This window comes from Streptomyces hebeiensis (genome assembly GCF_052983195.1).
In genome coordinates this window covers 7,193,379-7,218,330 of sequence record NZ_CM129812.1, presented here as the reverse complement: position 1 = coordinate 7,218,330, position 24,952 = coordinate 7,193,379, and the positions used below count along the sequence as shown (strand labels likewise).

The 24,952-nt window shown below is 74.2% G+C and carries 19 protein-coding genes and 2 pseudogenes; 11 read left to right on the top strand and 10 right to left on the bottom strand.

Annotated elements, in window-relative coordinates; translation table 11 throughout:
* The first annotated feature begins 74 nt into the window (after positions 1–74).
* Both ACU6P3_RS30930 and ACU6P3_RS30925 read left to right on the top strand, forming a co-directional pair.
* Positions 75–1,664: an FAD-dependent oxidoreductase gene (locus ACU6P3_RS30930; protein ID WP_447195105.1), complete on the top strand. Its 1,590-nt coding sequence runs from the start codon at positions 75–77 to the stop codon at positions 1,662–1,664.
* Between the two features lie 275 nt (positions 1,665–1,939).
* The gene (locus ACU6P3_RS30925; protein ID WP_447195104.1) at positions 1,940–3,478 is read left to right on the top strand and encodes an SDR family oxidoreductase; all 1,539 of its coding nucleotides are present in this window, start codon (positions 1,940–1,942) and stop codon (positions 3,476–3,478) included.
* 100 nt (positions 3,479–3,578) lie between these two features.
* Here the strand turns inward: ACU6P3_RS30925 and ACU6P3_RS30920 are convergent, their stop codons facing one another.
* Positions 3,579–4,610 carry a M56 family metallopeptidase gene (locus ACU6P3_RS30920; protein WP_447195103.1) on the bottom strand — a complete coding sequence of 344 codons (1,032 nt, stop codon included), beginning with the start codon at positions 4,608–4,610 and terminating at the stop codon, positions 3,579–3,581.
* A 298-nt stretch (positions 4,611–4,908) separates the two neighbouring features.
* Positions 4,909–5,304 (bottom strand): annotated as a pseudogene (locus tag ACU6P3_RS30915) (BlaI/MecI/CopY family transcriptional regulator); the annotation flags it as partial.
* A 468-nt stretch (positions 5,305–5,772) separates the two neighbouring features.
* On the opposite strand from ACU6P3_RS30915, the gene ACU6P3_RS30910 reads away from it, so the two are divergent.
* Positions 5,773–6,348 (top strand): TerD family protein, encoded by a 576-nt coding sequence (locus ACU6P3_RS30910; RefSeq protein ID WP_344268342.1) that lies wholly within the window; start codon positions 5,773–5,775, stop codon positions 6,346–6,348.
* A 131-nt stretch (positions 6,349–6,479) separates the two neighbouring features.
* Here the strand turns inward: ACU6P3_RS30910 and ACU6P3_RS30905 are convergent, their stop codons facing one another.
* From ACU6P3_RS30905 to ACU6P3_RS30895, 3 genes and pseudogenes are all read right to left on the bottom strand, one after another.
* Entirely contained in the window at positions 6,480–7,844 is a 1,365-nt protein-coding gene (locus ACU6P3_RS30905; RefSeq protein WP_447195102.1) for a cation:proton antiporter, read from the bottom strand.
* A 7-nt stretch (positions 7,845–7,851) separates the two neighbouring features.
* Positions 7,852–8,337 (bottom strand): cation:proton antiporter regulatory subunit, encoded by a 486-nt coding sequence (locus ACU6P3_RS30900; RefSeq protein ID WP_030740478.1) that lies wholly within the window; start codon positions 8,335–8,337, stop codon positions 7,852–7,854.
* Positions 8,338–8,762: 425 nt separating this feature from the next.
* Positions 8,763–9,035, bottom strand: a pseudogene (locus ACU6P3_RS30895) (DUF3040 domain-containing protein); the annotation flags it as partial.
* A 394-nt stretch (positions 9,036–9,429) separates the two neighbouring features.
* On the opposite strand from ACU6P3_RS30895, the gene ACU6P3_RS30890 reads away from it, so the two are divergent.
* The 3 genes from ACU6P3_RS30890 to ACU6P3_RS30880 all read left to right on the top strand — a co-directional run bounded on the left by ACU6P3_RS30890 (position 9,430) and on the right by ACU6P3_RS30880 (position 12,318).
* On the top strand, positions 9,430–10,542 hold the full coding sequence (locus ACU6P3_RS30890; RefSeq protein WP_447195101.1) for a HAMP domain-containing sensor histidine kinase: 1,113 nt from the start codon (positions 9,430–9,432) through the stop codon (positions 10,540–10,542).
* Positions 10,539–11,198, top strand: a complete 660-nt coding sequence (locus ACU6P3_RS30885) for a response regulator (protein ID WP_447195100.1) — start codon at positions 10,539–10,541, stop codon at positions 11,196–11,198. Before ACU6P3_RS30890 ends, ACU6P3_RS30885 begins: the two co-directional genes overlap by 4 nt.
* Before the next feature lie 247 nt (positions 11,199–11,445).
* The gene (locus ACU6P3_RS30880) at positions 11,446–12,318 is read left to right on the top strand and encodes an ABC transporter substrate-binding protein (protein ID WP_447195099.1); all 873 of its coding nucleotides are present in this window, start codon (positions 11,446–11,448) and stop codon (positions 12,316–12,318) included.
* A 144-nt stretch (positions 12,319–12,462) separates the two neighbouring features.
* Here the strand turns inward: ACU6P3_RS30880 and ACU6P3_RS30875 are convergent, their stop codons facing one another.
* Entirely contained in the window at positions 12,463–12,876 is a 414-nt protein-coding gene (locus tag ACU6P3_RS30875; protein WP_447195098.1) for an ATP-binding protein, read from the bottom strand.
* Between the two features lie 275 nt (positions 12,877–13,151).
* Between ACU6P3_RS30875 and ACU6P3_RS30870 the strand changes: the two genes are divergently transcribed.
* Both ACU6P3_RS30870 and ACU6P3_RS30865 read left to right on the top strand, forming a co-directional pair.
* On the top strand, positions 13,152–13,646 hold the full coding sequence (locus tag ACU6P3_RS30870; RefSeq protein ID WP_447195097.1) for an NUDIX hydrolase: 495 nt from the start codon (positions 13,152–13,154) through the stop codon (positions 13,644–13,646).
* 189 nt (positions 13,647–13,835) lie between these two features.
* On the top strand, positions 13,836–14,750 hold the full coding sequence (locus tag ACU6P3_RS30865) for a glycoside hydrolase family 75 protein (protein ID WP_447195096.1): 915 nt from the start codon (positions 13,836–13,838) through the stop codon (positions 14,748–14,750).
* 104 nt (positions 14,751–14,854) lie between these two features.
* On the opposite strand, the gene ACU6P3_RS30860 is transcribed toward ACU6P3_RS30865, so the two are convergent.
* Positions 14,855–16,279 (bottom strand): amino acid permease, encoded by a 1,425-nt coding sequence (locus ACU6P3_RS30860; RefSeq protein WP_447198134.1) that lies wholly within the window; start codon positions 16,277–16,279, stop codon positions 14,855–14,857.
* Between the two features lie 202 nt (positions 16,280–16,481).
* Positions 16,482–17,483 (bottom strand): hypothetical protein, encoded by a 1,002-nt coding sequence (locus ACU6P3_RS30855; RefSeq protein ID WP_447195095.1) that lies wholly within the window; start codon positions 17,481–17,483, stop codon positions 16,482–16,484.
* Positions 17,484–18,177: 694 nt separating this feature from the next.
* Here ACU6P3_RS30855 and ACU6P3_RS30850 point away from each other — a divergent pair.
* The 3 genes from ACU6P3_RS30850 (at position 18,178) to ACU6P3_RS30840 (ending at position 23,242) form a co-directional block, all read left to right on the top strand.
* Entirely contained in the window at positions 18,178–19,716 is a 1,539-nt protein-coding gene (locus ACU6P3_RS30850; RefSeq protein WP_447195094.1) for an FGGY family carbohydrate kinase, read from the top strand.
* Between the two features lie 371 nt (positions 19,717–20,087).
* Complete coding sequence (locus ACU6P3_RS30845; RefSeq protein WP_447195093.1) at positions 20,088–21,833, top strand: TIGR03767 family metallophosphoesterase; 1,746 nt, start codon at positions 20,088–20,090, stop codon at positions 21,831–21,833.
* Positions 21,834–21,985: 152 nt separating this feature from the next.
* Positions 21,986–23,242 (top strand): DUF4032 domain-containing protein, encoded by a 1,257-nt coding sequence (locus ACU6P3_RS30840; RefSeq protein ID WP_447195092.1) that lies wholly within the window; start codon positions 21,986–21,988, stop codon positions 23,240–23,242.
* 161 nt (positions 23,243–23,403) lie between these two features.
* Here ACU6P3_RS30840 and ACU6P3_RS30835 read toward each other — a convergent pair whose 3' ends face one another.
* Both ACU6P3_RS30835 and ACU6P3_RS30830 read right to left on the bottom strand, forming a co-directional pair.
* Positions 23,404–24,420 carry an NAD(P)/FAD-dependent oxidoreductase gene (locus ACU6P3_RS30835; RefSeq protein ID WP_447195091.1) on the bottom strand — a complete coding sequence of 339 codons (1,017 nt, stop codon included), beginning with the start codon at positions 24,418–24,420 and terminating at the stop codon, positions 23,404–23,406.
* Positions 24,417–24,947 carry an isoprenylcysteine carboxyl methyltransferase family protein gene (locus tag ACU6P3_RS30830; RefSeq protein WP_447195090.1) on the bottom strand — a complete coding sequence of 177 codons (531 nt, stop codon included), beginning with the start codon at positions 24,945–24,947 and terminating at the stop codon, positions 24,417–24,419. The genes ACU6P3_RS30835 and ACU6P3_RS30830 overlap by 4 nt, the downstream gene beginning before the upstream one ends.
* Between the last annotated feature and the right edge of the window lie 5 nt (positions 24,948–24,952).

Here is a 24,952-nt window from a genome sequence, read left to right as displayed (position 1 = left end):
TGGCAGCGACGGCACCGGCACGGACGGCGACGGCACGGCGTCCGCCGGGCGGCGCGGGACCCGGAGGGACAGGCATGGTGGACTCGGCAGGCGCGGGGACCGGCACGACCGCCTCTCGCGACGGCGCGCACCACTCCTCCGGCCGGCGCGGACGCCATGCCGTCGTCGTCGGTGGCGGTCCGGCGGCGCTGCTGACGGCCCGCGTGCTCGCTTCGCACGCCGACCGGGTCACCCTCGTCGAGCGTGACCGCCTGCCCGACGGGCCCGAGCCCCGGGCGGGCGTTCCGCAGAGCCGGCACAACCATGTCCTGCTGGAAGGCGGCCAGCGGGCGCTGGAGAAGCTGCTCCCCGGGATCGTCGGGGAGTTGCGCGAGCACGGGGCGCCGCGCGTCGGCATGCCCGACGACCTCGTGCAGTGGCAGGACCACCACTTCTACCGGCGGACGCCCGCGACCGCGCATCTGCTGACCGGGTCCCGGCCGCTCCTGGAGTGGCTGGTGCGGCGTCGTGTGCTGGCCGACCCGCGGATCACGGTGATGGAGGGCACCGAGGTGGTGGGCCTGGTCGGCGACGCCGCACGGGTCAGGGGCGTGCGGGTGCGCGAGCGCGGCGCGGGAACGCACCAGGACGTGCGGGAGCTGACCGCCGACCTGGTGGTCGACGCCTCCGGGCGGGGTTCGCGGGCCCCGGAGTGGCTGGCGGCCATCGGCGCGGACGTCCCCCACGAGGAGACGATCGACGCGGGTCTCGCCTACGCGACGCGGATGTACCGGGGCCCGGCGGACCGGCCCGGCGCCCCTGGGCCGTCGGCCCCGGCCGGGACACGGCACGCGACGGACCCGGCGGGCGCCGGCGGCACACCAGCCTCGGCCGACACCTCCGACACCGACGGCACCGACGGCACACCCGGCGAACCCGGCACGGACGGCGGCGGCGAACCCGACGCGGTGGACTGCGTCGGCTACTACTTCGTCCCGGGCCGGGACGAGGCACGGGGAGCCGTCGTCCTGCCCATCGAGGGTGGCCGGTACCTCGTCACGCTCTCCGGACTGCGGGGCAGTGAACCGCCCGCGGACGAGACCGAGTTCACCGACTTCGCGGCGCGGCTGCCGCACCCGTTGGTGCACGACTGGCTGTTGAAGGCGGAGCCGGAGTCGGCGGTGCACGCGTTCCGCTCGACGTCCGACATCCGCCGCCGGTACGACCGTCCCGGGCGCCGCCCGGCCGGTTTCCTCGCCACGGGCGACGCCCTGTGCTGCGTCAACCCGGTGTACGGACAGGGGTTGACGGTGGCCGCGTTCGGTGCGCTGGCGCTGCGCGACGCGCTGGCGGATCCGCGCCGTACGCCGACGACGCGACGCGTACAGCGCGCGCTGTCGCGGGCCGCGCGGCAGGCGTGGGACATCGCCTCGGGTGCCGACCGGGTCCTGCCGGGCGCGCGGGGGGACGCGGTCCGGCTACGGCCGGCGGACCGGCCCGCGGCCTGGTACCTGGGCAGGGTGCAGCGGCGCGCCCCCGGCGACCCGGTCGTGGGGGCCGCCTTCCGGTCCGTCCTCGCGCTGAAGGAGCCGGGGTCGGTGCTCTTCGCGCCGCGAGTGGCCCGCGCGGTGCTGTTCGGCCCGGTCCGGCCGGCCCCGACCGAGCCCCAGGCACGACGGGAGTAGCGGGCGGGGAGCGGACGGGAGCGGCGCGGGCGGACCAGGGCCGGGCCCAGGACAGCGGCAGCGGCAGCCGGACCACGTCCGGCGCACTGCGGCTGTCGGCAGACGGCTGCGGACTGCGGCCCGGCCCGCCTCGCCGGGACCATGTCCGGCGCACTGCGTCCGCCGGAGCCCGGCTCCGGGACCGCGGGCCCGGCCTCGCCTTGCCGGGGCGGCGCACCGGGTCCACGCTCGTGGTGGGGGCTCGTGCGGGGCGGGACACCGCGAAGGAGTGCCGTATGACGGCGTCGGACACACCCGGCGAGAGCCCGGGGAACGGGCGGCAGGGCACCCGGTGTCTGGTCACCGGGGCCACCGGATACATCGGCGGCCGGCTCGTCCCCGAGCTGTTGGACGCGGGATACGCGGTGCGCTGTCTCGCCCGTACGCCCGGCAAACTGCGCGACCACCCCTGGGCGGGCCGAGTGGAGGCGGTACGCGGCGACGTGACCGACGCCGCCTCGGTCGGCGAGGCGATGGCCGGGATCGACGTGGCGTACTACCTGGTGCACGCGCTCGGCACGGGGAAGGGCTTCGCGGCCACGGACCGCCGCGCGGCCCGCGTCTTCGCCGAACGGGCCAGGGCCGCGGACGTGCGCCGTATCGTCTACCTCGGCGGGCTCACCCCCGCCGAGGTACCGGAACGGGAGCTGTCGCCGCACCTGCGCTCCCGCGCGGAGGTCGGCCGGATCCTGCTCGGCTCGGGCGTACCGACCGTGGTGCTCCAGGCGGCCGTCATCATCGGCTCCGGCTCGGCGTCCTTCGAGATACTGCGCCATCTGACCGAGCGGCTGCCGGTGATGGTGACGCCCAGCTGGGTGCGGACGGCCCTCCAGCCGATCGCCGTACGGGATGTGCTGCGGTACCTCGTGGGATGCGCGCGACTGCCGGACGACGTCTGCCGCGCGTTCGACATCGGGGGCCCCGACATCCTCACCTACCGGGACATGATGCGGCGCTATGCGGCGGTGGCGGGGCTGCCCCGGCGGGTCATCCTGCCCGTACCGGTCCTCACCCCCGGGCTCTCCAGCCTCTGGATCGGCCTGGTGACGCCCGTGCCCTCCGCCATCGCCCGGCCGCTGGCGGAGTCCCTGCGCCATGAGGTGGTCTGCCGCGAGCGGGACATCGCGCGGTGGATCCCGGACCCGCCGGGCGGACTCACCGGCTTCGACCGGGCGGTGGCACTGGCGCTGCGGCGCGTCCAGGAGGCGCGGGTGGCCACCCACTGGTCGTCCGCCGCCGTCTCCGGAGCGCCGAGCGATCCGCTGCCCACCGACCCCGACTGGGCCGGCGGCAGCCTCTACGAGGACCGGCGCGAGATGACCGTGGAGGCGACGCGCGAGACGCTGTGGCGGGTGATCGAGGGCATCGGCGGGGAGCACGGCTGGTACTCCTTCCCTCTGGCCTGGACCGTACGGGGGTGGCTCGACCGGCTGCTGGGCGGCGTCGGGCTGCGCCGGGGCAGGCGGGACGCGCAGCGCCTGCGGGTCGGTGACTCGCTGGACTTCTGGCGGGTGGAGGAGATCGAACCGGGCAGGCTGCTGCGGCTGCGCGCGGAGATGCGGCTGCCGGGGCTCGCCTGGCTGGAGCTGCGCGCGGACCCGGACGGCGCCGACCGGACCGTGCTGCGGCAGCGGGCGCTGTTCCATCCGTGGGGGCTGCTGGGGCACGCCTACTGGTGGGCGGTGTGGCCGTTCCACTCGGCGGTGTTCGGGGGGATGGCGCGCAACATCGCCCGTGCGGCGGGACCCGCCACGCCCCGGCCTGTCAGGGAGTGAGCTCCCGGGAACCCGCCCGGCGCGGCCGGCGGGTCCCGCCGTCCGCGGTGCGGTCCCGCTGGGGATCGGCACCGTCCGCGGCGCGGCCCGCCGGGCCGGTTCAGAGGGGCGTGCCGGCCTTGAGCAGCAGGAAGAGCGTGACCGTCGCGTTCGCCGAGGACAGCGCCGAGCCGAGTGTCCCGGCGGCGGCCGTCCAGACGGCCAGCCCCACCGCCGTGAACACGGAGGGCCAGCTGACGGCGGACGGCGCGGGGCCCAGCAGCGCGGCCACCCGGCGCGGGACCGGACCGGCCGCCGGGGCGGCGAATCCGGCCAGCGTGGGGGCGGGGGTGCCCCGCGAGACGAGTGCGGCCTTGCCGATGGCGCGTGCCAGGACCGTACGATCCCCGGTGACGCCCGCCGCGTCCTCGTCCGCCCAGCGCTCCGTCGTGTACGCCACCGCCGTACGCAGCGGGCGCAGCAGCGGGTTGGCCCGCGCGGCCAGCCGGACGGCCAGCAGGAACCGGTGGTGGTGCCCGTCGAGATGAGCCCGCTCGTGCGCGACCAGCGCCTCCTGCTCGTGGGCGTCGAGACAGGCGAGCATGGCCGTGGACACCACGATCCAGCCGCCGGGTCCGGCGTCGGCGTCCGGGTCCTGGGCGCCCCCGGCAGGGCGGGCACGGCGCCGGGTGAACAGCCGGCCGGGCCCGGGGAAACGTATCGACCGCGACCGTGGCAGCGCGTAGGCGTAGGGCTGGTCGTCGACCAGGACGGCCGGCTCGCCCTCGGGCAGTCCGCCCAGGGCCTGCCGGGCCCGTCGCCGCACCCGGCGGTGGTGGCAGGCGGCGGTCGTGCAGCCGACGGCGACCGCCGCGAGGGCGACCATCGCCGCCTTGCCGGCGATCTCGTCGTACGGAACGGCCTCCCGTACCTCGGGGTCGGACCAGCCGTCGGGCAGCGGATTGCCGGGCAGCTGGGCCGTGCCGACCACGACCAGCAACCCCAGGCAGAGCGTGCTGCAGGTCGCGAGGACACAGGCCAGCACCGAGAGCAGCCGGGTCGCCAGGCGCGGGTGGAGATGCTGTTCGGCCAGGCGCGCGATGGGCAGGGCGGTGAGCGGCAGGACGAGCGGCAGGAAGACGAACATGCCCACGCCGTCAGCCCTCCGATCCGGCCGGGCCGCCGGCCGGGCGCGCCCCGTCGCCGGTCCCCCGGTCGCCTCGCCCGTCGCCCGCGCGACTGTCATGGCGAGGCCTGTCGGCGGGCGCGCGGCCGTCGGCCGGGTCGTGGTGTCCGCCGGACGTCGCGGTCGTCGCGGTCGGCACGGCCGTCGCGGGGCCGCCGGCTCCGCGCGGGGAGTTCGCGTCGCGGTGCCCGTACGGGCCGTACGGCCCGTCCGCGCCGACCGCCCCCTGCCGCGCCCAGGAGCCCCCGCCCGGGGGCGGGCCCACCGGCGCGTCCTCGGGCAGGCCCAGCAGATCGCGCAGCAGCCGTTCGTCGTCCGGGGAGAGCGCGGTGACGAAACGGGTCAGGACCGCCTCGCGGTCCGCCTCGCCGTCCAGCACCTTGCGCATCCGCAGCGCCGCGAGCCCCGCCTCGTCCGACGAGGCCCGCCACTCGAAGGAGCGCCCGGTCCGCTCCCGGGTGACCACGTGCTTGGCGTGCAGTCGGGTCAGGATGGTCATCACCGTCGTGTACGCGAGATCCCCGCCGAGGCGCTCCTGCACCCAGGCGGCCGTGACGGGGCCCGGGGCCCTGCTCAGCTCGGCGAGGACCTGCGACTCCAACTCGCCCTGGCCGCGCCGGCGAGGGCGCTCGTCCGGATCCGGGCCGCCGTGCGTCCTCACGTTGTGTCCCTCACGTGTCTCTCCCTCCGGCCGGGCCGTCGCCGCGCGTACCGGCACCTGTTCGGCGGATCCTCGCAGATCGGCCCGCGGCGCGGGACCTCGTGCGGCGGCGGACCGGCGCCCTCGACGGGCCGGTCGTACGCGCATGCCCCCGACACCCCCATCGCCCCCGACAACGCGGCCCGAGCGCCGACGTGCCGCCCGCCACGGCGGTGGCTGTCAGTGGCTTCGGCGGCCCCGCCGCGGGCGCGACGGCCACGGGGATCCGCCCGCCCCGCTGTCCGGGCGGACCGCGGCGCCGCTTTCGCGGCATGCCCCGGCCCCATGGTACTGAGCACCGCCACCGCCCCGCTCACTCGTGCGCGCGATCCGCGCCGATCGCCCGGTGCGGTCCCGCGCCGGCTACTTCTACAGTGCTGTAGATTTTAATCCCGATCACCGGCACGACTCGGCTCAGGAGGAGCAATCGTGGGAGTTTCCCTGTCCAAAGGCGGCAATGTCTCGCTCACCAAGGAGGCGCCGGGCCTGACGGCCGTCGTCGTGGGCCTCGGCTGGGACGTCCGGACGACGACCGGCACCGACTACGACCTGGACGCCAGCGCCCTGCTGTGCGACGAGAACGGCAAAGTCGGCTCCAACGAGCACTTCGTCTTCTACAACAACCTGACCAGCCCGGACGGTTCGGTGCAGCACACCGGCGACAACCTGACCGGTGAGGGCGAGGGCGACGACGAGACCATCAAGGTCGACCTGGCGACCGTCCCGGCCCAGGTGTCGAAGATCGTCTTCCCGGTCTCCATCCATGACGCCGAGTCCCGGGGCCAGAGCTTCGGCCAGGTCCGCAACGCGTACATCCGGGTGGTCAACCAGGCGGGCGGCGCCGAACTGGCGCGCTACGACCTGAGCGAGGACGCGGCCACCGAGACCGCGATGGTCTTCGGCGAGCTGTACCGCAACGGCGCGGAGTGGAAGTTCCGGGCGGTGGGCCAGGGTTACGCCTCGGGGCTCTCCGGGATCGCCGCGGACTTCGGCGTCAGCGTCTGACACGTCCGGCGGCGCCGGGCGCGTCTAGGGATCGCATGACTGTGGGGCACAGGGCCGAACCCTGTGCCCCCAGTCATGCGCGAGGGAGTCGTGCGCGAGGGAGTCGTGCGCGAGGGGTGCGCCCCGTTCGCTCAGCCCTGGCGGCGCGTGGCGCCGTCCGGCTCCTTGGCCTCCCGAGCGGCCGACGCGTCGGAGGCGTCCCGCACGCCCTCCGGGTCCACGACGGCGTGCGCCTCCGGCTCCGTCCGTTCCGGCGACCCGGGCCCGGAAACCTCGGGGGCGCCGACCGCGACCGCGGCCGCGCCGGCGCCCGCCGGGCCACCGGCCACCACGGCGGCGGGCGCCGACCGGCCGAACAGCCGCCTGCCCAGGGGCTCGGTCCAGCGCGCCGCCAGCGGGCCGAGGATCACGAGTATCAGGACGTACGCCGTGGCGAGCGGACCGATCCGCGGCTCCACCCCCACCGCGAGCCCGGCGATGACGATGGAGAACTCACCACGCGCCACCAGGGTCCCGCCCGTACGCCACCGGCCCGCCGTCCGCACCCCGGCCCGCTTGGCCGCGTACCATCCGGTGCCGATCTTCGTCACGGTCGTGACCGCGGCCAGGAGGAGGGCGGGCAGCAGCACCGGCGGAATGGCGGCCGGATCGGTGTTCAGCCCGAAGAAGACGAAGAAGACGGCCGCGAAGAGGTCCCGCAGCGGGGCCAGCAGGTTGTGCGCGCCCTCGGCGACCTCGCCGGAGAGCGCGATACCGACGAGGAAGGCGCCGACGGCCGCGGAGACCTGGAGTTCCTGGGCGACTCCGGCGACCAGGACGGTCAGCCCGAGGACCACCAGGAGCAGCATCTCCGGGTTGTCGGAGGAGACCGCGCGGCTGATGAGGCGGCCGTGCCGCAGTGCGAGGTAGAGGACGGCGCCGACCGTGCCGAGCGAGATCAGCAGCGTGAGGCTGCCGCCGGCGAGGCTGAGCCCGGCGAGCAGGGCCGTGAGCAGCGGCAGGTAGACGGCCATCGCCAGGTCCTCGATGACCAGGACGCCGAGAATGACGGGCGTCTCGCGGTTGCCGAGCCGGCCGAGGTCGCCGAGGACCTTGGCGATCACGCCGGAGGAGGAGATCCAGGTGACGCCCGCCAGGGCCACCGCGGCGACCGGGCCCCAGCCCAGGATCAGCGCGGCGGCGGCGCCGGGCACCGCGTTCAGGACGAAGTCGACGATGCCGGAGGGGTACTGGGTCTTGAGGTTCGTGACCAGTTCCGAGGCGCTGTACTCCAGGCCCAGCAGGAGCAGCAGCAGGATGACGCCGATCTCCGCGCCGGTGGCGATGAACTCCTCACTGGCGTTGAGGGGGATCAGCCCGCCATGGCCGAAGGCGAGTCCGGCGAGCAGGTAGAGCGGGATGGCGGAGAAGCCCACTCGACCGGCGAGCCGGCCGAGTATCCCGAGACCCAGGATGATGGCCCCGAGTTCGATGAGCAGAGCGGTGGTGTCGTGCACGGGACCGTTATCCTCCGGTGATCAGTTCGGCGACGGCGTCCACGCCTTCCCGGGTGCCGACGACGACGAGGGTGTCGCCCAGCGCGAAGCGGAAGTCCGGAGTGGGCGAGGGGAAGGCGTCGGTACGGCGCAGGACGGCGACGATGGAGGCGCCGGTACGGCTGCGGACCTGGGTGTCGCCCAGCGTGCGGCCGACGTACGGGGACCGCTTCGTGACCGGGATGTGCTCGGTGAGCAGGTCGATCTCCAGGTGCTGGTGCAGATGCGCGACCGGGTCGGGCACCAGGAGTTTGGAGAGCGCGGTCGCCTCGTGCGGGGCGAGGGCCGCGGCGTCCCGGCAGTCGTCGTCGTCCTCGGGATCGTGGAACGCGAGGATGCGCCGTCCGTCCTGGTGCACGACGACCGACAGGTGCTTGCCTGTTTCCGTGTTCAGGTCGTAGCGGGTACCGACCCCGGGCAGGGTGGTCTTGCTGACGTGAGCGGGGTGCTCCATAGGAAAACGCTCCATGCGGGCGAACGTGAGAGTGTGAGGGCCGGGCGGCCGGGGGCAGGGCCCGAAGGCCATGAGCGGGCGGGGTCCGGACAGCGCTGTGCCACCGTCCGCCGGGGGACGGTGTGCCACCGTCTGATACGACGCGTCCGCGTCATGCGCTGCGGGAGAGCACCGGTAAGGGCACCCGCGACGGCGCCGACTCCGCGTCGGCGGCGCGGTCGTGGACGGACGGCGAGGGTGTGCGCGTAGGAACCGCCCCCTCAGAACCGCGTTTCGACCGACCGCCCGTATGAGTAATGGGCGCGCCAAACGCAAGGACTTCTTGGGCACCCTAACGTCATCTTAACGCAAAATAAAATATACCGATCTTACCTTATGAGACTGTTCGCCCCGTAAGGTTCCGCTCGCTCGGCCTCGTCAGCCGCTCAGAAGCGCGACGGAGCGCCCCGCCCGTACCGGCCGCGGTCCGGGTCGAAGAGATGGGCCGCCAGCCCGGCCAGCACCAGCCCGGCCGCGATGAGCAGGCCGTGGCTCACGGCGACGCCCAGAGCGAACCCGCCGAGCGCGACGGCCAGCAGCAGCCAGGCCCACCCGTGGCGGTACTCACGCGGGCGGCAGGGCACACCGGCCTGAAAGGCCTCGGCGAAGCGGGGGTCGTCCCGGCGCAGTCGCTCGGCCACCTCGGCGAGCCGCCGGTCTTCCGGCGAACACCGGTCCGCGGGAGAGAGCCCGTCCCGGGCGTAGTGCCCTCCTTGGGCAGGGCGCGGGCCCTGGGCACGGTGCCGGTCCTGGGCACGGTGGCCGTCCCGCGGGGGCCGACCGCTCCCCTGGGGCACCTGGTCCTCGTGGGGCCCTCGCTCGTCCTGGGCAGCCATGGGACACCTCCCGCTCGGTCCGGTCACCGGCACGGTCCGCCGTACCACCACGGTCCTGTGTGCACCGGTCCGACCGCCATAGGTGTGAACACCCAAATCCGGGTGTGGACGACACGCATTCACCGACCGTGCCGCGCTCCGACCGGGGGCGGCTGTCGGGCCGGGCCAGGACGCCGGGCGATAGTGGAGGGCGCGTCAACCCGAGGAGGCCCACTCCGTGTCCCTGTTCTGGCGGATCTTTCTGCTCAACGCCGCCGTGCTGTTCGCGGCGACCGCCCTGCTGCTGCTCGGCCCCGTCACCGTCTCGGCTCCGGTCCTGCTCACCGAGGCCCTCATCATGGCTCTCGGCCTGGTGGCCATGCTCGTCGCCAACGCCGCGCTGCTCCGGGTCGGACTCGCTCCGCTGCAACGGCTCACGCGCGCCATGACGACGACGGACCTGTTGCGCCCGGGCCGCCGGCCCGCGGTCTCGGGGCATGCCGAGATCGCCGGGCTGATCAGGACGTTCAACACGATGCTCGACCGGCTGGAGGCCGAACGCGCGGCCAGCAGCGGGCTGGCCCTCTCGGCCCAGGAGGCCGAACGCCGCAGGATCGCCCAGGAGTTGCACGACGAGATCGGCCAGACCCTGACGGCGGTGCTGCTCGAGCTGAAACGGGTCGCCGACCGGGCGCCCGCGCCGCTGCGGGAAGAGCTGCGCCAAGTGCAGGAGACGACCCGCGACAGCCTGGACGAGATCCGCCGTATCGCCCGCCGCCTCCGCCCCGGGGTACTGGAGGAACTGGGCCTGATCAGCGCGCTCAGGGCGCTGACGCCCGAACTCACCGAACACTCCGGGCTCACGGTCCGCCACGCGTTCGACAGCGGCCTGCCGGCCCTCGGCCCGGACGTGGAACTCGTGCTCTACCGCGTCGCCCAGGAAGGCCTCACCAACATCGTCCGGCACTCGGACGCGCGCCACGCGGACCTCGCGCTGCGGCGCACGCCCGGCGGGGTGGAGCTGTCCCTGACCGACGACGGCCGCGGTATCGGCACGGCCGTCGAGGGCGCGGGGATCCGCGGCATGCGGGAGCGGGCCCTGCTCATCGGGGCCGATGTCTTCGTGGGCGGGAGGCCGGGGGGAGCCGCCGGAACCGAGGTGCGGCTGCGGGTTCCCGTCGGGAGCGGGCCCGGGGCCACGGACGGAGCCGGCGGCCGGAGCCCGGACGGGACCAGCGGGCCCCCGGGCGGGGCCGGGTACGGGACCCCGGGCGGGAACGGGACCGTGCAGGAGATCCCGGGCGGGGACGCGACCGCGGGCGGCGGCGAGAAAGGGAGCGAGAGCGCATGACCGGGACGGCACAGACCCGCATCCTGCTGGCGGACGACCACGCCCTGGTGCGCCGTGGCGTGCGCCTCATCCTCGACAACGAACCGGACCTGACGGTCGTCGCCGAGGCGGGCGACGGCGCCGAGGCCCTCGAACTGGCCCGCGCCCACCGCCCCGACCTGGCGATCCTGGACATCGCGATGCCCCGGCTGACCGGGCTCCAGGCGGCGCGCGAACTGTCGCGGCTGCAGCCCGGCGTACGCATCCTGATGCTGACGATGTACGACAACGAGCAGTATTTCTTCGAGGCGTTGAAGGCGGGCGCGAGCGGGTACGTCCTGAAGTCCGTCGCCGACCGGGACCTGTTGGAGGCGTGCCGGGCCGCGATGCGCGACGAACCGTTCCTCTACCCCGGGGCGGTCACGGCCCTCATCCGGAACTACCTCGACCGGGTACGGCACGGCGAAGGCGTCCCGGACAACGCGCTCACCCCGCGCGAGGAGGAGATCCTCAAGCTCGTCGCCGAGGGGCACACCTCCAAGGAGATCGCGGGCATCCTGCACATCAGCGACCGGACCGTGGAGCGGCACCGCGCCAATCTCCTCCAGAAGCTGGGCCTGCGGGACCGGCTGGAGCTCACGCGGTACGCGATCCGGGCCGGCCTGATCGAGCCCTGACGCCCGCCCGACGCCCGCTCCGGCAGCCACACCCGGCACACCGCTTCGACGGCTCTCCGGCAGCCCGTCCGCACGCCGGCTCGGTGGCCCGTCCCACGCGCCGCCGACGGCCGGTCCGATGAGATCCGGGCCACGGTACGCGTCCGGGCCGGCCGAGCTGGGCAGACAGTGGGTGGCGTCGGTACGGGTACCGCGTACGGGCGCCGCGCACGGACATCGCACCGACCGAAGCGGAACGAGGCGAGGCATGAGCTCGGGCAACAGCTGGGAGTTCACCGACGACCGCGGCCATCCGACCGTGGCACGCGACCACCCGGAGCGGGTGGTGACCTACATACAGGCGGGCGCGACACTGTGGGACCACGGTCTGCGCCCGCTGGGGATCTTCGGTTCCCATCACGACGGGGACGAGCCCGATCCGGCGAAGGCGGGCGAGCTGCCCCTCGCCGGCCTGCGCTCCTTCGGCGCCGGCGGCTCCCTGGACCTGGACGCCCTCTACGCGGCCGAGCCGGATCTCGTGGTCGCCGTCAGCTATGGCGGCGGGCAGGTGTACGGCATCGACCCGGAGGCGGCCAAGCGCCTGGAGGAGCGCCTGCCGGTGGTCGTCCTCGACGTGGGCAAGGACCGCCCGTTCGAGGGGATCAGGGACCGGTTCTCGGCACTGGCCGCAGCCCTCGGCGCGCCGGGTGAGCCCGCGGCCAGGGAACTGGCGCGCGCGGAGGCCCGGTTGCGTGACGTGGCGGCGAGGCCCGACGCGCCGCGGGTGCTGGCCCTGTCGGCCGCGGGCCCGGACTCGGCGTACCTGGCCCGTCCGCTGACCTGGCCCGACCTGCGGGCCCTCGGCGGCCTGGGGGTGGGACTGATCGATCCGGCGGAGGGCGCGGGGGCCAACTGGCGTACGGTCGACTGGTCCGAGGCAGCCGCGCTCGAACCGGACGTCGTGCTCGCCGATGCCCGCGCCAACGCCGCGCCGCGGATACGGCTGCGGGACAACGCGGACTGGCGGGCCATCGAGCAGCGGGCGCGGATCGTGCCCTGGAACCCGGAGATACCGGGCAGCCACCGGGCCCATGCGCGCTTCTACGACACGGTCGCGGACGCGCTGAGCGCGCACGCGTAGCGCGCCCGCGCGCAATCGGCGGCAGTCGCGACAAACCTGACACGGCGAACAAGACGGGGAGGCGCCGGGACCGGGACGGTGCCGCTCCACGGGGCGGCGCTCCGGCCGCCGGCTCCCGCGCGGCCCGGATCACGCCGCGGCCGCTCAGCAGGCGAGGACGGCCTGTACGGTCTTGCCGCCGCCCGGGCCGCCCAGGACGGAGAACCGGCGCGAGAGCTCGCGGACCATCGCGATGCCGCGCCCGCCCTCCGCCAGGGAGTCGGGGCGACGCAGCCGCGGTTGGACGGGGCTGCTGTCATGGACCTCGACGACGACCTCGCCGTCCGCCACGCCCAGCCGGAGACGGCACTCCCCCCGGCCGTGCCGGGTGGCGTTCGTGACCAGCTCGGACACGACGAGCAGCGCGTCCGCCACCTGGTCGGCGGAGATCCGTTCGCCGCACTCCTCGGTGAGGTACGCGGCCGTCAGCTGCCGGGCCCGACGAGGCGCCGTCTCCGAGCGGGGCAGCAGGTACGTGGCGCGTGCGGCACGATCATGAGCACGCCGGTACGCACGCATACGGAATCACTCCTTCCATCAGGAACCGGCGTTCTCGCCCCCGAGCAGGACGACCGCCGGGGCACTCCCCACGGCACCGGTCCGTCCACTCCATGCACTCCAACCACTCTTCTTGTCCTGATGCCCAGGTCTCCCGGCGTGCAATCGTGGGCGGGGCCCACGGGCCGCCGAGCGCGAAGAGCCACGCGTACCGTCTTCCCTCGTTCCGCCCCTGATGGCGCACTGCCCCGCTGCCCGGATGGCGAGGCGGCGCTCCGACGCACAGACTTGACCGCATGTCGGGCGGACACAGCGCGGGCCTCCTCGTGTACCGGGTCAGGGACGGCGGTACCCAGGTCCTTCTCGGGCACATGGGCGGGCCGTTCTGGTCGCGCCGCCACGCCGGGGCCTGGACCGTCCCCAAGGGCGAGTACACCGCCGACGAGCGGCCCGAGGACGCCGCGCGCCGGGAGTTCCGGGAGGAGCTGGGGCTGCCGGTGCCCGAGGGACCGTGGCTGTCGCTCGGCGAGTCCCGGCAGCGCGGCGGCAAGACGGTACGGGTCTGGTCGGTCGAAGGGGACCTCGACCCGGCGCGCGCCGTGCCCGGCACGTTCACCATGGAGTGGCCGAGGGGGTCCGGGGAGACGCGCGAGTTCCCCGAACTGGACCGGGTCGCCTGGCTTTCGCCGGCGGACGCCGAGGAGGCGCTGGTGGCCGGGCAGCGGGTTTTCCTGGAGCGGCTGGCCCGGTGCATAGGCGACGGCCGCCCGCCCGCCGTACCCGGCCGCTGACCGGCGTTCGCGGTGCCCGCCCGGTCGGCACCGGCGTCCGGGCGTTCCGGCATCCGGCGCACTCCCGCGACCCGCACGGCGCCCCTGCCCGGGCCATGCCCGCGTCCGGTGCTCCGCTCCCCCGTCGTGCCCGTTCGTCGTGCCCGTTCCCGCTCCCGTTCGCATCGCCACCAGGAAGGGTCCCGTTCCGTGCCGCACCTTCGTCCCCCTGTCCTCCTCGGGATCGGAACGGCGCTGCTCGCCGCCGTGGCGATTCCCGCCGCTCTGCTGCCCGGGCTGGCCGCGTCCCCCGGGGAGCCGGCCGCCGCCGGAGCCTGGCCCGTGGAGTCCCCGCCGGTGCCGCCCTCGACGACCCCGCTCCCGCCGACCGCGTCCGTTCCCTCGCCCGTACCGCACGAACCGCCCCGGCGGCGGGGCGGCGCCCAGGGAGCGCCCGCGGGCACGACGCCGGCCTGGCGCCGGGCCGCGCCGGACCCCGCCCCCGTCACCGCGGCGGCCCTGCGGGCCGGCGCCGGCCGTTGCGAACGGATCTCGAAGGGCGCCTACCGCACCGACGGGGCCGGACCCGCTCGCGTCGCCGTGTGCGGCGCCGAGGGCGCCGTCTTCTGGAAGGCCCCCCTGACCGTGGTCTGCGACGGCCAGGTCACGGTCCGGTGCAACGACCGGGCCGATCCCCGGTTCGCGAACACCACCGCCTACACCCAGTCCAACGGTCTGCCGCTGAACGCCGAGAAACTGCCGTACATCGTCGTACCGTCCCCCAGCGGCCTCTGGGACCACCGCGACTTCGGCATCGGAGGCGGGTCGGTCGCGGCCGTCGTGCACGGTGACACGGTGCGCTACGCCGTCGTCGGCGACACCGGGCCGCCCGGCACCATCGGGGAGGCGTCGTACGCCACGGCCCGTGGGCTGGGTGTGCCCACCACCCCGGCGGGCGGCGGCGGTACCGCCGCCCCGGACGTGACGTTCATCGTGTTCCGGGACGCGAAGGTCTCGCCGCCCGAGGACCGGGCCACCACGGTACGGCTCGGTGAGAAGCTGGCGCGGAAGTTCCTCCTGGAGAACGGAGACCGGGACCGGGCCGGGGCGCGTCGGGTGCCCTGATCCTGGAAGAGGCACTGGGAAACGCGTCGTACGGCGCTCCCCGGCGGCACGACCCGGCGCGGCGGCCCCGGCGCGGACGGCCGGGACCGCCGCGCGCGGGGCTCTCAGACGATGCTGTCGGAGATCTCCGACCGCTCACGGGCGGTGCCGTACGCCTGGGGCGTGCTGTAGGAGCGTCGGGCCACGAACCACCACACGGTCGCCAGAACGAGCACCACGGCGAGGGCGATCACGGCGTAGTTCATCGAGTCGGCCGTCACGGGGTGCGACTGCGGCAGGCAGAAGAGCACGGTGACCACGGCCACCCACACCACCGCGATCCAGCCGATGGGCCTGCTCCAGCGGCCCAGGGTCCACGGTCCCGGCTCGAAGCGGTTCCCCGCGCGCAGTTTCAGGTAGATGGGAATGGCGTACGCCGGCGTGATGCCGATGACGTTGATGGCGGTCACCGCGCCGTACGCGGTCGCGGAGTACAGGGACGGCAGGGCGAGCACGGCCGCGACGGCCACCGACAGCCAGACCGCCGGCACCGGGGTGCGGGTACGGCTGCTGACGCGCCGCCACAGGGCGGACCCGGGCAGGGCGTTGTCCCGGCTGAAGGCGAACACCATCCGGCTGGCCGCGGCGACTTCCGCGTTGCCGCAGAAGAGCTGGGCCACGATCACGACCAGCAGCAGCGCCGTCGCGCCGTCCGCGCCGAGGGCGTCGATCAGGATCTGCGCGGGCGGCACACCGGTGGCGCTGTCCCGCGCGCCCTCGTAGTCCTGGATGGCGAAGGTGAGACCGGCCAGCAGCGCGAATCCGGCGATCCAGGAGACCCAGATGGCCCGCACGATGCCGCGGGCCGCCGAGACGGAGGCGTTCGACGTCTCCTCGGACAGGTGCGCGGAGGCGTCGTACCCACTGAAGGTGTACTGCGCGAGCAGCAGACCGATGGCGGCCACATAGAGCGGGTTCTGCCAGCCCGTGTCATTGACGAACTCGGTGAAGACGAACGAGGGCGACTGATGGCGGTCGGGAATGATCGCCAGAGCACCGACGATGATCGCGACGCCGGCCAGGTGCCACCACACACTGATCGAGTTGAGGACGCTGACCAGCCTGACCCCGAACAGGTTCAGGGTGGCGTGCAGCAGCAGGATGCACAGGAAGACGAGGAAGGTCGAGCCCGGCGTGGGCACCAGGCCGAACTGGAGGTTCAGGAAGGCCCCGGTGAACAGCGCGGCACCGTAGTCGATCCCGGCGATGGCGCCCAGCAGTCCGAGCAGGTTGAGCCAGCCGGTGTACCAGCCCCAGGAACGGCCACCGAGCCGGTCGGCCATGTAATAGAGGGCCCCGGACGTGGGGTAGGCGCTGGTGACCTCGGCCAGCGCCATCCCCACGAAGAGCACCATCAGGCCGACGCCCGCCCAGCCCCAGAGCATGACCGCGGGGCCGCCGGTACCCATGCCGAACCCGTACAGGGTCATGCATCCGGAGAGGATGGAGATGACGGAGAAGCTGATGGCGAAGTTGCCGAAGCCTCCCATGCGGCGGGCGAGGACCGGCTGATAGCCCAGTTCGCGCAGGCGTTGCTCCTCGTCCTTCCGGGACGCGGCCCCGGTCGTCGGCCAGGTCGGTGGGGAAGCGGACACGGCGGTACCTCCAGATAATGACATGGACATGATCAAACATCACTGTGCGCGGGGACGGTGGTGTGGAGTACGGCTTCCTCCGGCCCCCTCGGGCTCTCTAATCCCCGTCCCGCTGGTCACGGTCCGCGCTCAGGCAGCGGCCGCGGGCGCGGAGGAACACCTCCTCGACCCGTGCGGCATCGCTCGGGTCGCGCGTGCGGCAGGACCACGGGGCGGTCGCGTAGTAGGGCCCGAGCGCCTCGAACACCCGGGCGCCCTCGGTGAATCGCAGCGCCCCCCACAACGCGTGGGCCAGGTGGTTCAGGTCCAGCAGCGACGCCCGGGCCACGGCGGTGTGGTCGAACCACAGGCCCAGCGCGCGCAGGGCGTCCCTGGTGGCGTCCGGCGTCACCCAGTGCAGGTCCAGCGCCTTCTCATGGCCGTTCTCCCTGCGGTAACGCTCCACCCTGACGAAGAGCGGCAGGACGTGCAGCGCCGACCCCTGGGGCGCCGAGGAGGACGCCCACTGCACGAAGTTGACCGCCTCCGAGAGCGACGCGTCGGCCCGCCGCGCGTAGACGAACTGGAGCATGCGGTGATAGGCCTCGCGGTTGTACGGGTCGCGCTTGTCCGCCTCCGCGAGGAGCGCCCAGGGGCCGGGGAACAGCATCGGGCCGGGCGGCGGGAGCCGGTGCTCCTCCATGCGCTGGCCGTTGTCGAGCCGGGACAGCGCCAGCAGGCACACCCACGGCACGGGGTCGTCCGGCGCCCGCCGCGCGGCGACGTGGCACGCCTCCCAGGCCCCCTGCCACAGCTCCTCGGTCCGCGGGTGGTTCTCGCGGTGCGCCCGTACGGCACGCTCGACGAGGACGCGGGTGTGCATCACGGCCGCGGCGGAGGACCGGGGCTCCTCGGCCAGCCACGCCTGCACGGCGTCGGTCCCGGCGGCGACGGTGGCCAGAACCTGGGTCCGCTGGGTCCACAGTGGCCAGTCGGGCGTCCGCGCCAGGAGGTCGCGCATCGACAGCCAGCGCCCCGTCCGCAGGTCCTGCACCGCGGTGCGCAGTTCGTCGTCGTGGCCCGCCGGGTGGAAGACGGGGCGGAAACGGTCACTCGCCATGGGCCCGGCTCCGTCCGGGCGCGTGACCTAACACCGCTCCGCCGCCCTCGGCCCCGGCGGACCCGGGCGGCGGAGGGTGCGGGAGTCCGTACGGTCCGCCGCCCCGGAGGCCGCCGGGGTGCGGGACGCCGCCTGCGCCGGGGGCATCTCCCGCTCCCCGGACGCCGCACGTCTCGGGGCGGGCGGGTACGCCGGAGCCTGTCGGTGGACCGTGCGCCGGGCACCGCCGACAGGGCGCCCGGACGAAAATATGGTCGACATGATTCCTCAACGACGTTGCGGAAGTGCGGTGTTGCGAGGGTGGCCCAAGGGATCGTCACACGGCGGCACCGGCCGGCCGTGCCCGCGGACAGGGGCGCACTGACGCAGTGCGCCCTGCCGCTGCTCGGCGATCAGTGTAGGGCTCCACATGACCGCACCTGAACACTTTGCTGATCTTTCGCCACTCTCCGTTGATCGAATGAGGCGCACCACGGATCGCGCTCCGCATGGCTCGAACGGTCCCCACCGCGCCCCGGAAACCCTTGACGCCCGCGCCGACCTGCATCACTCTTTCGCCCAACGATCACTCCCGCCCCCCGCCCCTCTTCTCTCCTCCCATGCCTCGTTTCTGGCTCTTTCCTGACCCATCCTCACCTCTTCCCTCACCTCTTCCGAGCTCCTTCCTGACTCTTCCTACGACCGGAAACGGGACATGTCGCCGGCCCAGCAGACACCCTTCTCGCCCGTCCACGGCTCCCCCGCCGACCCGGCCGGCCTTCCGGTGCTCGCCGTCGACCAGGGCACGTCCGCCACCAAAGCGCTCGTCATCTGCCCCGAACGCGGGGTCGTCGGCACGGGTACGGCCCCGGCGCCGCCCCGGTACGCCTCCGGCGGTCTGGTGGAGGTCGATCCGGCCGTGCTGCTCGGCTCCGTCCTGGACGCGGGACGGCAGGCACTCGCCGACGCGGGGGACGCGGGGCGGCGGGTGGCGGCCGTCGGCCTCGCGAACCAGGGGGAGACGGTGCTCGCCTGGGACCCGGACACGGGCACGCCGCTCACCGACGCCATCGTCTGGCAGGACCGGCGCGCCGAGTCGCTGTGCACCGAACTCGCCCCGTGGGCAGGCAGGTTGCGACAGCTGACCGGGCTGCCGCTCGACCCGTACTTCGCCGCGCCGAAGATGGCCTGGATCCGCCGTCGGCTGACCCGGGAAGGCGTGGTCACCACCAGCGACTCCTGGCTGATCCACCAACTGACCGGTGCCTTCGTCACGGACGCGGCGACCGCGGGGCGGACCCAGCTGCTGGACCTCGACACCGCCGCGTGGTCACCGGAGGCCCTGGACGTCTTCGGGCTGTCCGGCGAACGGCTGCCCCGCGTCGTGGACACGGCCGGGCCCGTCGGCACCACCGCCGCCTTCGGCCCCGAACTGCCGCTGACCGGGCTGATCGTCGATCAGCAGGCCGCGCTGCTCGCCCAGGACGTGACGGGCCCGGGGTCGGCCAAGTGCACGTACGGCACGGGCGCGTTCCTACTGGCGCAGACCGGTGACCGGCCGCGCCGCGGGACGTCCGGTCTGGTCAGCTGCGTGGCCTGGCGGCTCGGCGGGCGTACGAGTTACTGCCTCGACGGGCAGGTCTACACGGCGGCCTCGGCCGTACGCTGGCTGACCCGGCTGGGAGTCATCTCCGGCGCCGCCGATCTGGATCCGGTGGGGTCGGCCGTACCCGACAGCGGCGGGGTGACGTTCGTCCCCGCGCTGGCCGGACTCGCCGCCCCGTGGTGGCGCGGTGACCTGCGCGGCTCCCTGACCGGTCTGGGGCTCCAGACCGGCCCCGGGCATCTGGTGCGCGCGCTGTGCGAGGGCATCGCCGCCCAGGTGGTGGAGCTGGCCGACGCCGCCGCGGCCGATCTCGGCGCGCCGCTGACGGACCTGCGGGTCGACGGCGGGCTGACCCGGTCGGCACTGCTGATGCAGACGCAGGCCGATCTGCTGCAACGGCCCGTCGAGGTCTCGGCGTTGCCGGACGCCACGGCTCTGGGAGCGGGCGCGCTCGCACGGCTGGGGCTCGATCCCGCTCTCACACCGGAGGAGGTGGTACCGCCGTGGCGGCCCTCGGCGGTCTACGAACCCCGGATCGGCGCGGCGCAGGCGGCGGAGCGCCTGGGCGCCTTCCGTTCCGCGGTGGCGGCTCTGGTGGACCGCACTCCCCCGGCCGGCCACGACAAGGAAGCGGCCCCACCGGCGTAGGGGGGTGCGCCGATGGGGCCGGGGGAGCTCCTGCGGCCCGGGGGGAAGGCCGCGAGCTCGGCTCCACGATGCGTGTGCCCTCTCAGACCCGGGTTATGCACATTGTTTTTCTTTCTTCTCCGGATCGGCCGAATCACCCCGCTTCCCGGGGTCGCTTCCCGCCACGGTTAACGGTGAGTGACCAGTTCCGGTCCGGGCGGCGTGGGTCCGGCGACGCTTCACGGACTCGGTGATCCCTGTGCGGTGATGGGTGTCGCGCGTTGGAGCGTCGTTCACGCGCAGGCCACACCAAGTGTCGAGCATCAAAGGAGTAGCCAGGGACCCTGCCCCGGCGCGCTCACCGCTGCGCTCGCACTCGGGAGACCGCATCCATGTCACGCATACACTCCGCAGTCACCGCCGTCGACCGGCGCTCCTTCCTCACCGTGACCGGAGCGGTGGGCATCTCCGCCGGGATCGGGCTGGCCATCGGCGCGGGCGGCGGCTCCGACCGGGCCGCGGCCGCGCCCGGGGCGGGCGCCTCGCCCACCGTGCCCGGTCCCCGCGGTTCCTCGGCCCCGCCCACGCCCGCCCGTACGATCCCCGCGCGGACGACCCTGGACTCGGTGGCCGCACCGCGCGACACCTCCGTCGCCTACCGGCGGCTGGGCGACGGTCCCGGCTGGCCCAGACTCGTACGGGACGACCTGGCGGCGCCCCGGTCCGGCCGGGCCGGCCGCCGTACCGTCCTGACGTCCTTCGTCCAGCTCACCGACCTGCACCTGGTGGATGTCCAGCACCCGGTGCGCACCGAGTACCTCCGCTCGCAGGGGGTCTCCGGCTGGCGGCCGCAGGAAGCGCTCACGGTGCAGGGCGCGGTTTCGCTGATCGAGCAGATCAACGCCCTGACGGCGGGGCCGGCGACCGGCGCGCCGCTGTCCTTCGCCGTAACGACCGGCGACAACACGGACAACAACTCCCGGGCGGAGCTGGACTGGTACCTCACCGTGATGAACGGCGGCCGGATCACCCCGAACACCGGCGACCCCCGGCAGTACGAGGGCCCGCAGAACTCCGGCGAGCGGCTGTACTGGCACCCGGAGGACGCCCTCCGGGACACCGACAAACGGCTCGGCTACCCCCGTATCGACGGATTCCTCGCCGCCGCCATCGGCTCCGTGAACAGCCCGGGGCTCCGGCTGCCGTGGTACTCCACCGCGGGCAACCACGACGGGCTGGCCAGCGGTGCCATCGCCGACCGGTCGGGCTTCCTCGCCGACTTCGCCGTCGGGTCGCGGAAGCTGTACGACATCCCGGACGCCGACGCGAAGGCCCTGATGTCCGTCCTGGCGAAGGGGAGCGACCCCACCGGCACCCACCTCGTGGAACTGCTGCGCCGCTCGAGGCGCCGGATGCGGCCGGTCACCCCCGATCCGGCCCGGGCGCCCTTCACCCCGCGCCAGTACCTGACCGCGCACCTGAACCCGGCACAGGCGGGCAACGGGCCGGTCGGGCACGGCTACACGCCGGCCAACCTGCACGGCGACACGCTCTACTACACCTTCCCGATGGCGGACGGTGTGACCGGCATCAGCCTCGACACGACCGACCGCGCCGGGCACTTCACCGGCTCGCTCGACACGACCCAGTTCGACTGGCTGGGGCGGAAGCTGGTGGAGCACCGGGACGACCACGTCGTCGTCCTCAGCCACCACAACAGCTGGACGATGACCAACACGCACCCGGCCCCCGGCCGGCCGGGCGAGGCGCGGCACAACGGCGACGAGGTCCTCGACCTGCTGGGGCGGCACCGCAATGTGATCGCCTGGGTCAACGGGCACAGCCACCGCAACTCGATCGCCCCGCGCGACGGATTCTGGGAGATCTCCACCGCCTCGCACATCGACTTCCCGCAGCTCGCCCGGGTCATCGAGATCGCCGACAACGGGGACGGCACGCTGTCGCTGTTCACGACACTGATCGAGTCGGCGGCCCCGCACCGCACCGACCTCACGGATCTGTCGCAGACGGGCCTCGCCGCGCTCTACCGGGAGCTGGCGCACAACGCGCCGGGTTCCACCACCAAGCCGGCGGGCACGCCGCCCGACCGCAACACGGAACTGCTGCTGCGCCGGTGAGACCTGCGTCCCCGCTCCGCGCGCCCGCTCCCCGGTCCCCCGCGCCGCGACTGCCCGTGCCCCGCGCGCCCCTGTACCCCCGGGGTGCACGGGCCGCCCGGGACGTTCGGCACACTGTGGTGGACGCCCGGACGACAGCCGTGGGAGGCACGATGGCGCTTCAGATCAGCGCGACCAACCCTGAGCAGCCCGCGGTGCTCCTGGACCTGCCGTGGAACACACCGCTCGACCAGTGGCCCGAGGACTGTCTCGTCGCGCTGCCCCGCGGTATCTCCCGCCATGTGGTGCGCTTCGCGTCGGCCGGTGCCGAAGTGATGGCGGTGAAGGAGATATCCGAGCGGGGCGCCGTGCGTGAGTTCGGGCTGCTGCGCGATCTGCACCGGCTGGGCATCCCTGCCGTGGACCCGGTGGCCGTGGTGACGGGACGCACGGACGCCTCGGGCGAGCCGCTGGAACCGGCGCTGATCACCCGGCACCTCAAGGGCTCCCTGCCGTACCGCTCGATGTTCGAGTCGACGATGCGGCCCAGTACGGTCAAGCGGCTCATGGACGCGCTCGCGGTCCTTCTCGTACGGCTGCACCTGGCGGGCTTCGCCTGGGGCGACTGCTCGCTGTCCAACGCGCTCTTCCGGCGGGACGCCGGCGCGTACGCCGCGTACCTGGTGGATGCCGAGACGGGCCAGCTCCAGCAGAGTCTGAGCCCGGGCCAGCGCGAGTACGACATCGAACTGGCGCGGGTGAACATCGCCGGGGAGCTGATGGACCTGGAGGCGTCGGGGGCGCTGCATCCGTCGGTGGACCCGGTGCCGTTCGGCGCGGAGATCTGCCGCAGGTACGAGGACCTGTGGCACGAGCTGACCCGTGAGTCCGTGTATCCGGTGGGCAAGCGCCACTACATCGACCGCCGGATCCGCCGTCTGAACGACCTCGGCTTCGACGTGGCGGAGATGCAGATCGAGCGTTCACCGGCGGGTGACATGATCACGTTCCTGCCCAAGGTGGTGGACGCGGGCCACCACCAGCGGCAGCTGCTGCGGCTGACGGGGCTCGACGCCGAGGAGAACCAGGCGCGCCGGCTGCTCAACGACCTGGAGAGCTGGATGGCGGGCGAGGAGGACTACGCCCCGGGCGACCCGCTGGGCGCACGGCCCGAGGTGCTGGCCCACCGCTGGGTCCGCGACGTCTTCCGGCCGACGGTCCGGCAGGTGCCGCGCGAGCTGCGCGGGGAGATGGACGCGGCGCAGATCTACCACGAGGTGCTGGAGCACCGGTGGTACCTGTCGGAGAACGCGGGACGGGACGTCGGTCTCGACGCGACGATCGAGGATTACGTGGCGCATGTGCTGCCGCGTGCGACGAAGGCGATGGCGCCGGGCTCCGCGGAGGCGTCGGGCGATCTGTCCCCGTGATCTTCCCCGGCGGCGCTCCTGGTGCCGCGACCGGCAAGGTCCGCCCGTGGCCCGGGTAACGGCTTGCCGGGCGGCACGCCGGGGCGAACCTCGTCGGGAGGAGCGCCAGGCCCTGTTCGACGCCCGCGCGCGAGGGGCCGGGCGCCGGGGACGGCGTCCGCTCAGCTCAACGCCCGTACCGCCGCCCTGAACACCGCGGGAGCGCGCGCCGCCGCCGGCACGATCAGGCGGGCCCCGGCCGGACGGCCGGCGCAGGCCAGCAGTCCGTGTGTCAGCAGGCGGTGGCGGCGGGAGAGCGTGCGCCAGCGCCGGTCGTAGTCCTGCGGGCGGCCCTCGGTCAGGCAGCGCACCGCCGCTTCCGCCGAGGCCAGTGCCAGTGCGACGCCCTCGCCGGTCAGCGCGTCGACGTAGCCGGCCGCGTCACCGACCAGCAGCACCCGGCCCGCGGCCCGGCGGCGCGCCCGCCGGCGCAGCGGACCGGCGCCCCGTACGGCGTTCGCGGGCGGGCCGGTGAGCCGGGCGCGCAGTGCGGGGAAGTCCACGAGGTGGTCGTCGTAGCCGCGCCGCACCGCGCTCAGGACGGCGACGCCCACCAGGTCCTCGGCCACCGGGGTCACGTACGCCTCGCCCGCCGGCGCCCAGTGCACCTCCACGAAGTCCGTCCACGGCCGCATGCGGTAGTGCCGGCGCTGACCGTAGCGGCGTGGCCCGCCGACGGGCGCGTCCAGGCCGAGGCGGCGCCGCAGGGGTGAGTGCAGCCCGTCCGCGGCCACCAGCCAGCGGGCCCGCAGCCCGGCCGCGGTGACGGAGGCGGCGTCCTGTGCCACGTCGCCGACCCGGCCGGTCACGGTCCGCACACCGGCCTCGACGGCCCGGCGGGCCAGCGCCGCGTGCAGATCCGTGCGCCGGACGCCGAGCCCGGGGCCGTCCGCGAACGCGGCCTCGGCGCGGTCCGGTTCGCGTACGTAACGAATGCCGCGCAGCGGGTGTCCGCGTGGCAGGTCGAGACCGAGGGCCGCGAGCGCCCGGACCCCGCTCGGCATCACCCCCTCGCCGCACGCCTTGTCCACCGGCGTGTGGCGCGGTTCGACCACCACCGTCTCCAGGCCGGCCAGCGCGGCGTGGACGGCGGTGGCGAGGCCCGCGGGACCGCCGCCCGCCACCAGCAGGTCGATCACGGACCGCTCACGGACGCGGCGGGCAGCCCGGCCAGCGCGCGGTTCTCGCACCGGATCCGTACCGTCAGCAGCGCCGCGTTCGCGAGGGTGAACACCAGCGCGGTCAGCCAGGCGCCGTGCACGAGCGGCAGCGCGATGCCCTCCGCCACCACCGCCACGTAGTTGGGATGGCGCAGCAGCCGGTACGGGCCGCCGGTCACCAGCGGCAGGCCCGGCACCACCAGCACCCGGGTGTTCCAGCGCCGCCCCAGCGTGTGGACGCACCACCAGCGCAGTGCCTGTGAGGCCAGCAGCACCGCGAGCATGGCCCAGCCGAGAGCCGGCTCGAAGGGGCGGTCGGCCAGCCGTACTTCCACGAGGGCGCCCAGCAGCAGGGCCGTGTGCAGTACGACCATCGCCGGATAGTGTCCCCGGCCCCGCTCGACGGCACCGCGTTCCAGGCTCCAGCGCGCGTTGCGGCGGGCGACGGCCAGTTCGGCGACGCGCTCCCCGGCGACGGCCAGGACCAGCGCGGTGTACCAGATCATCTCTT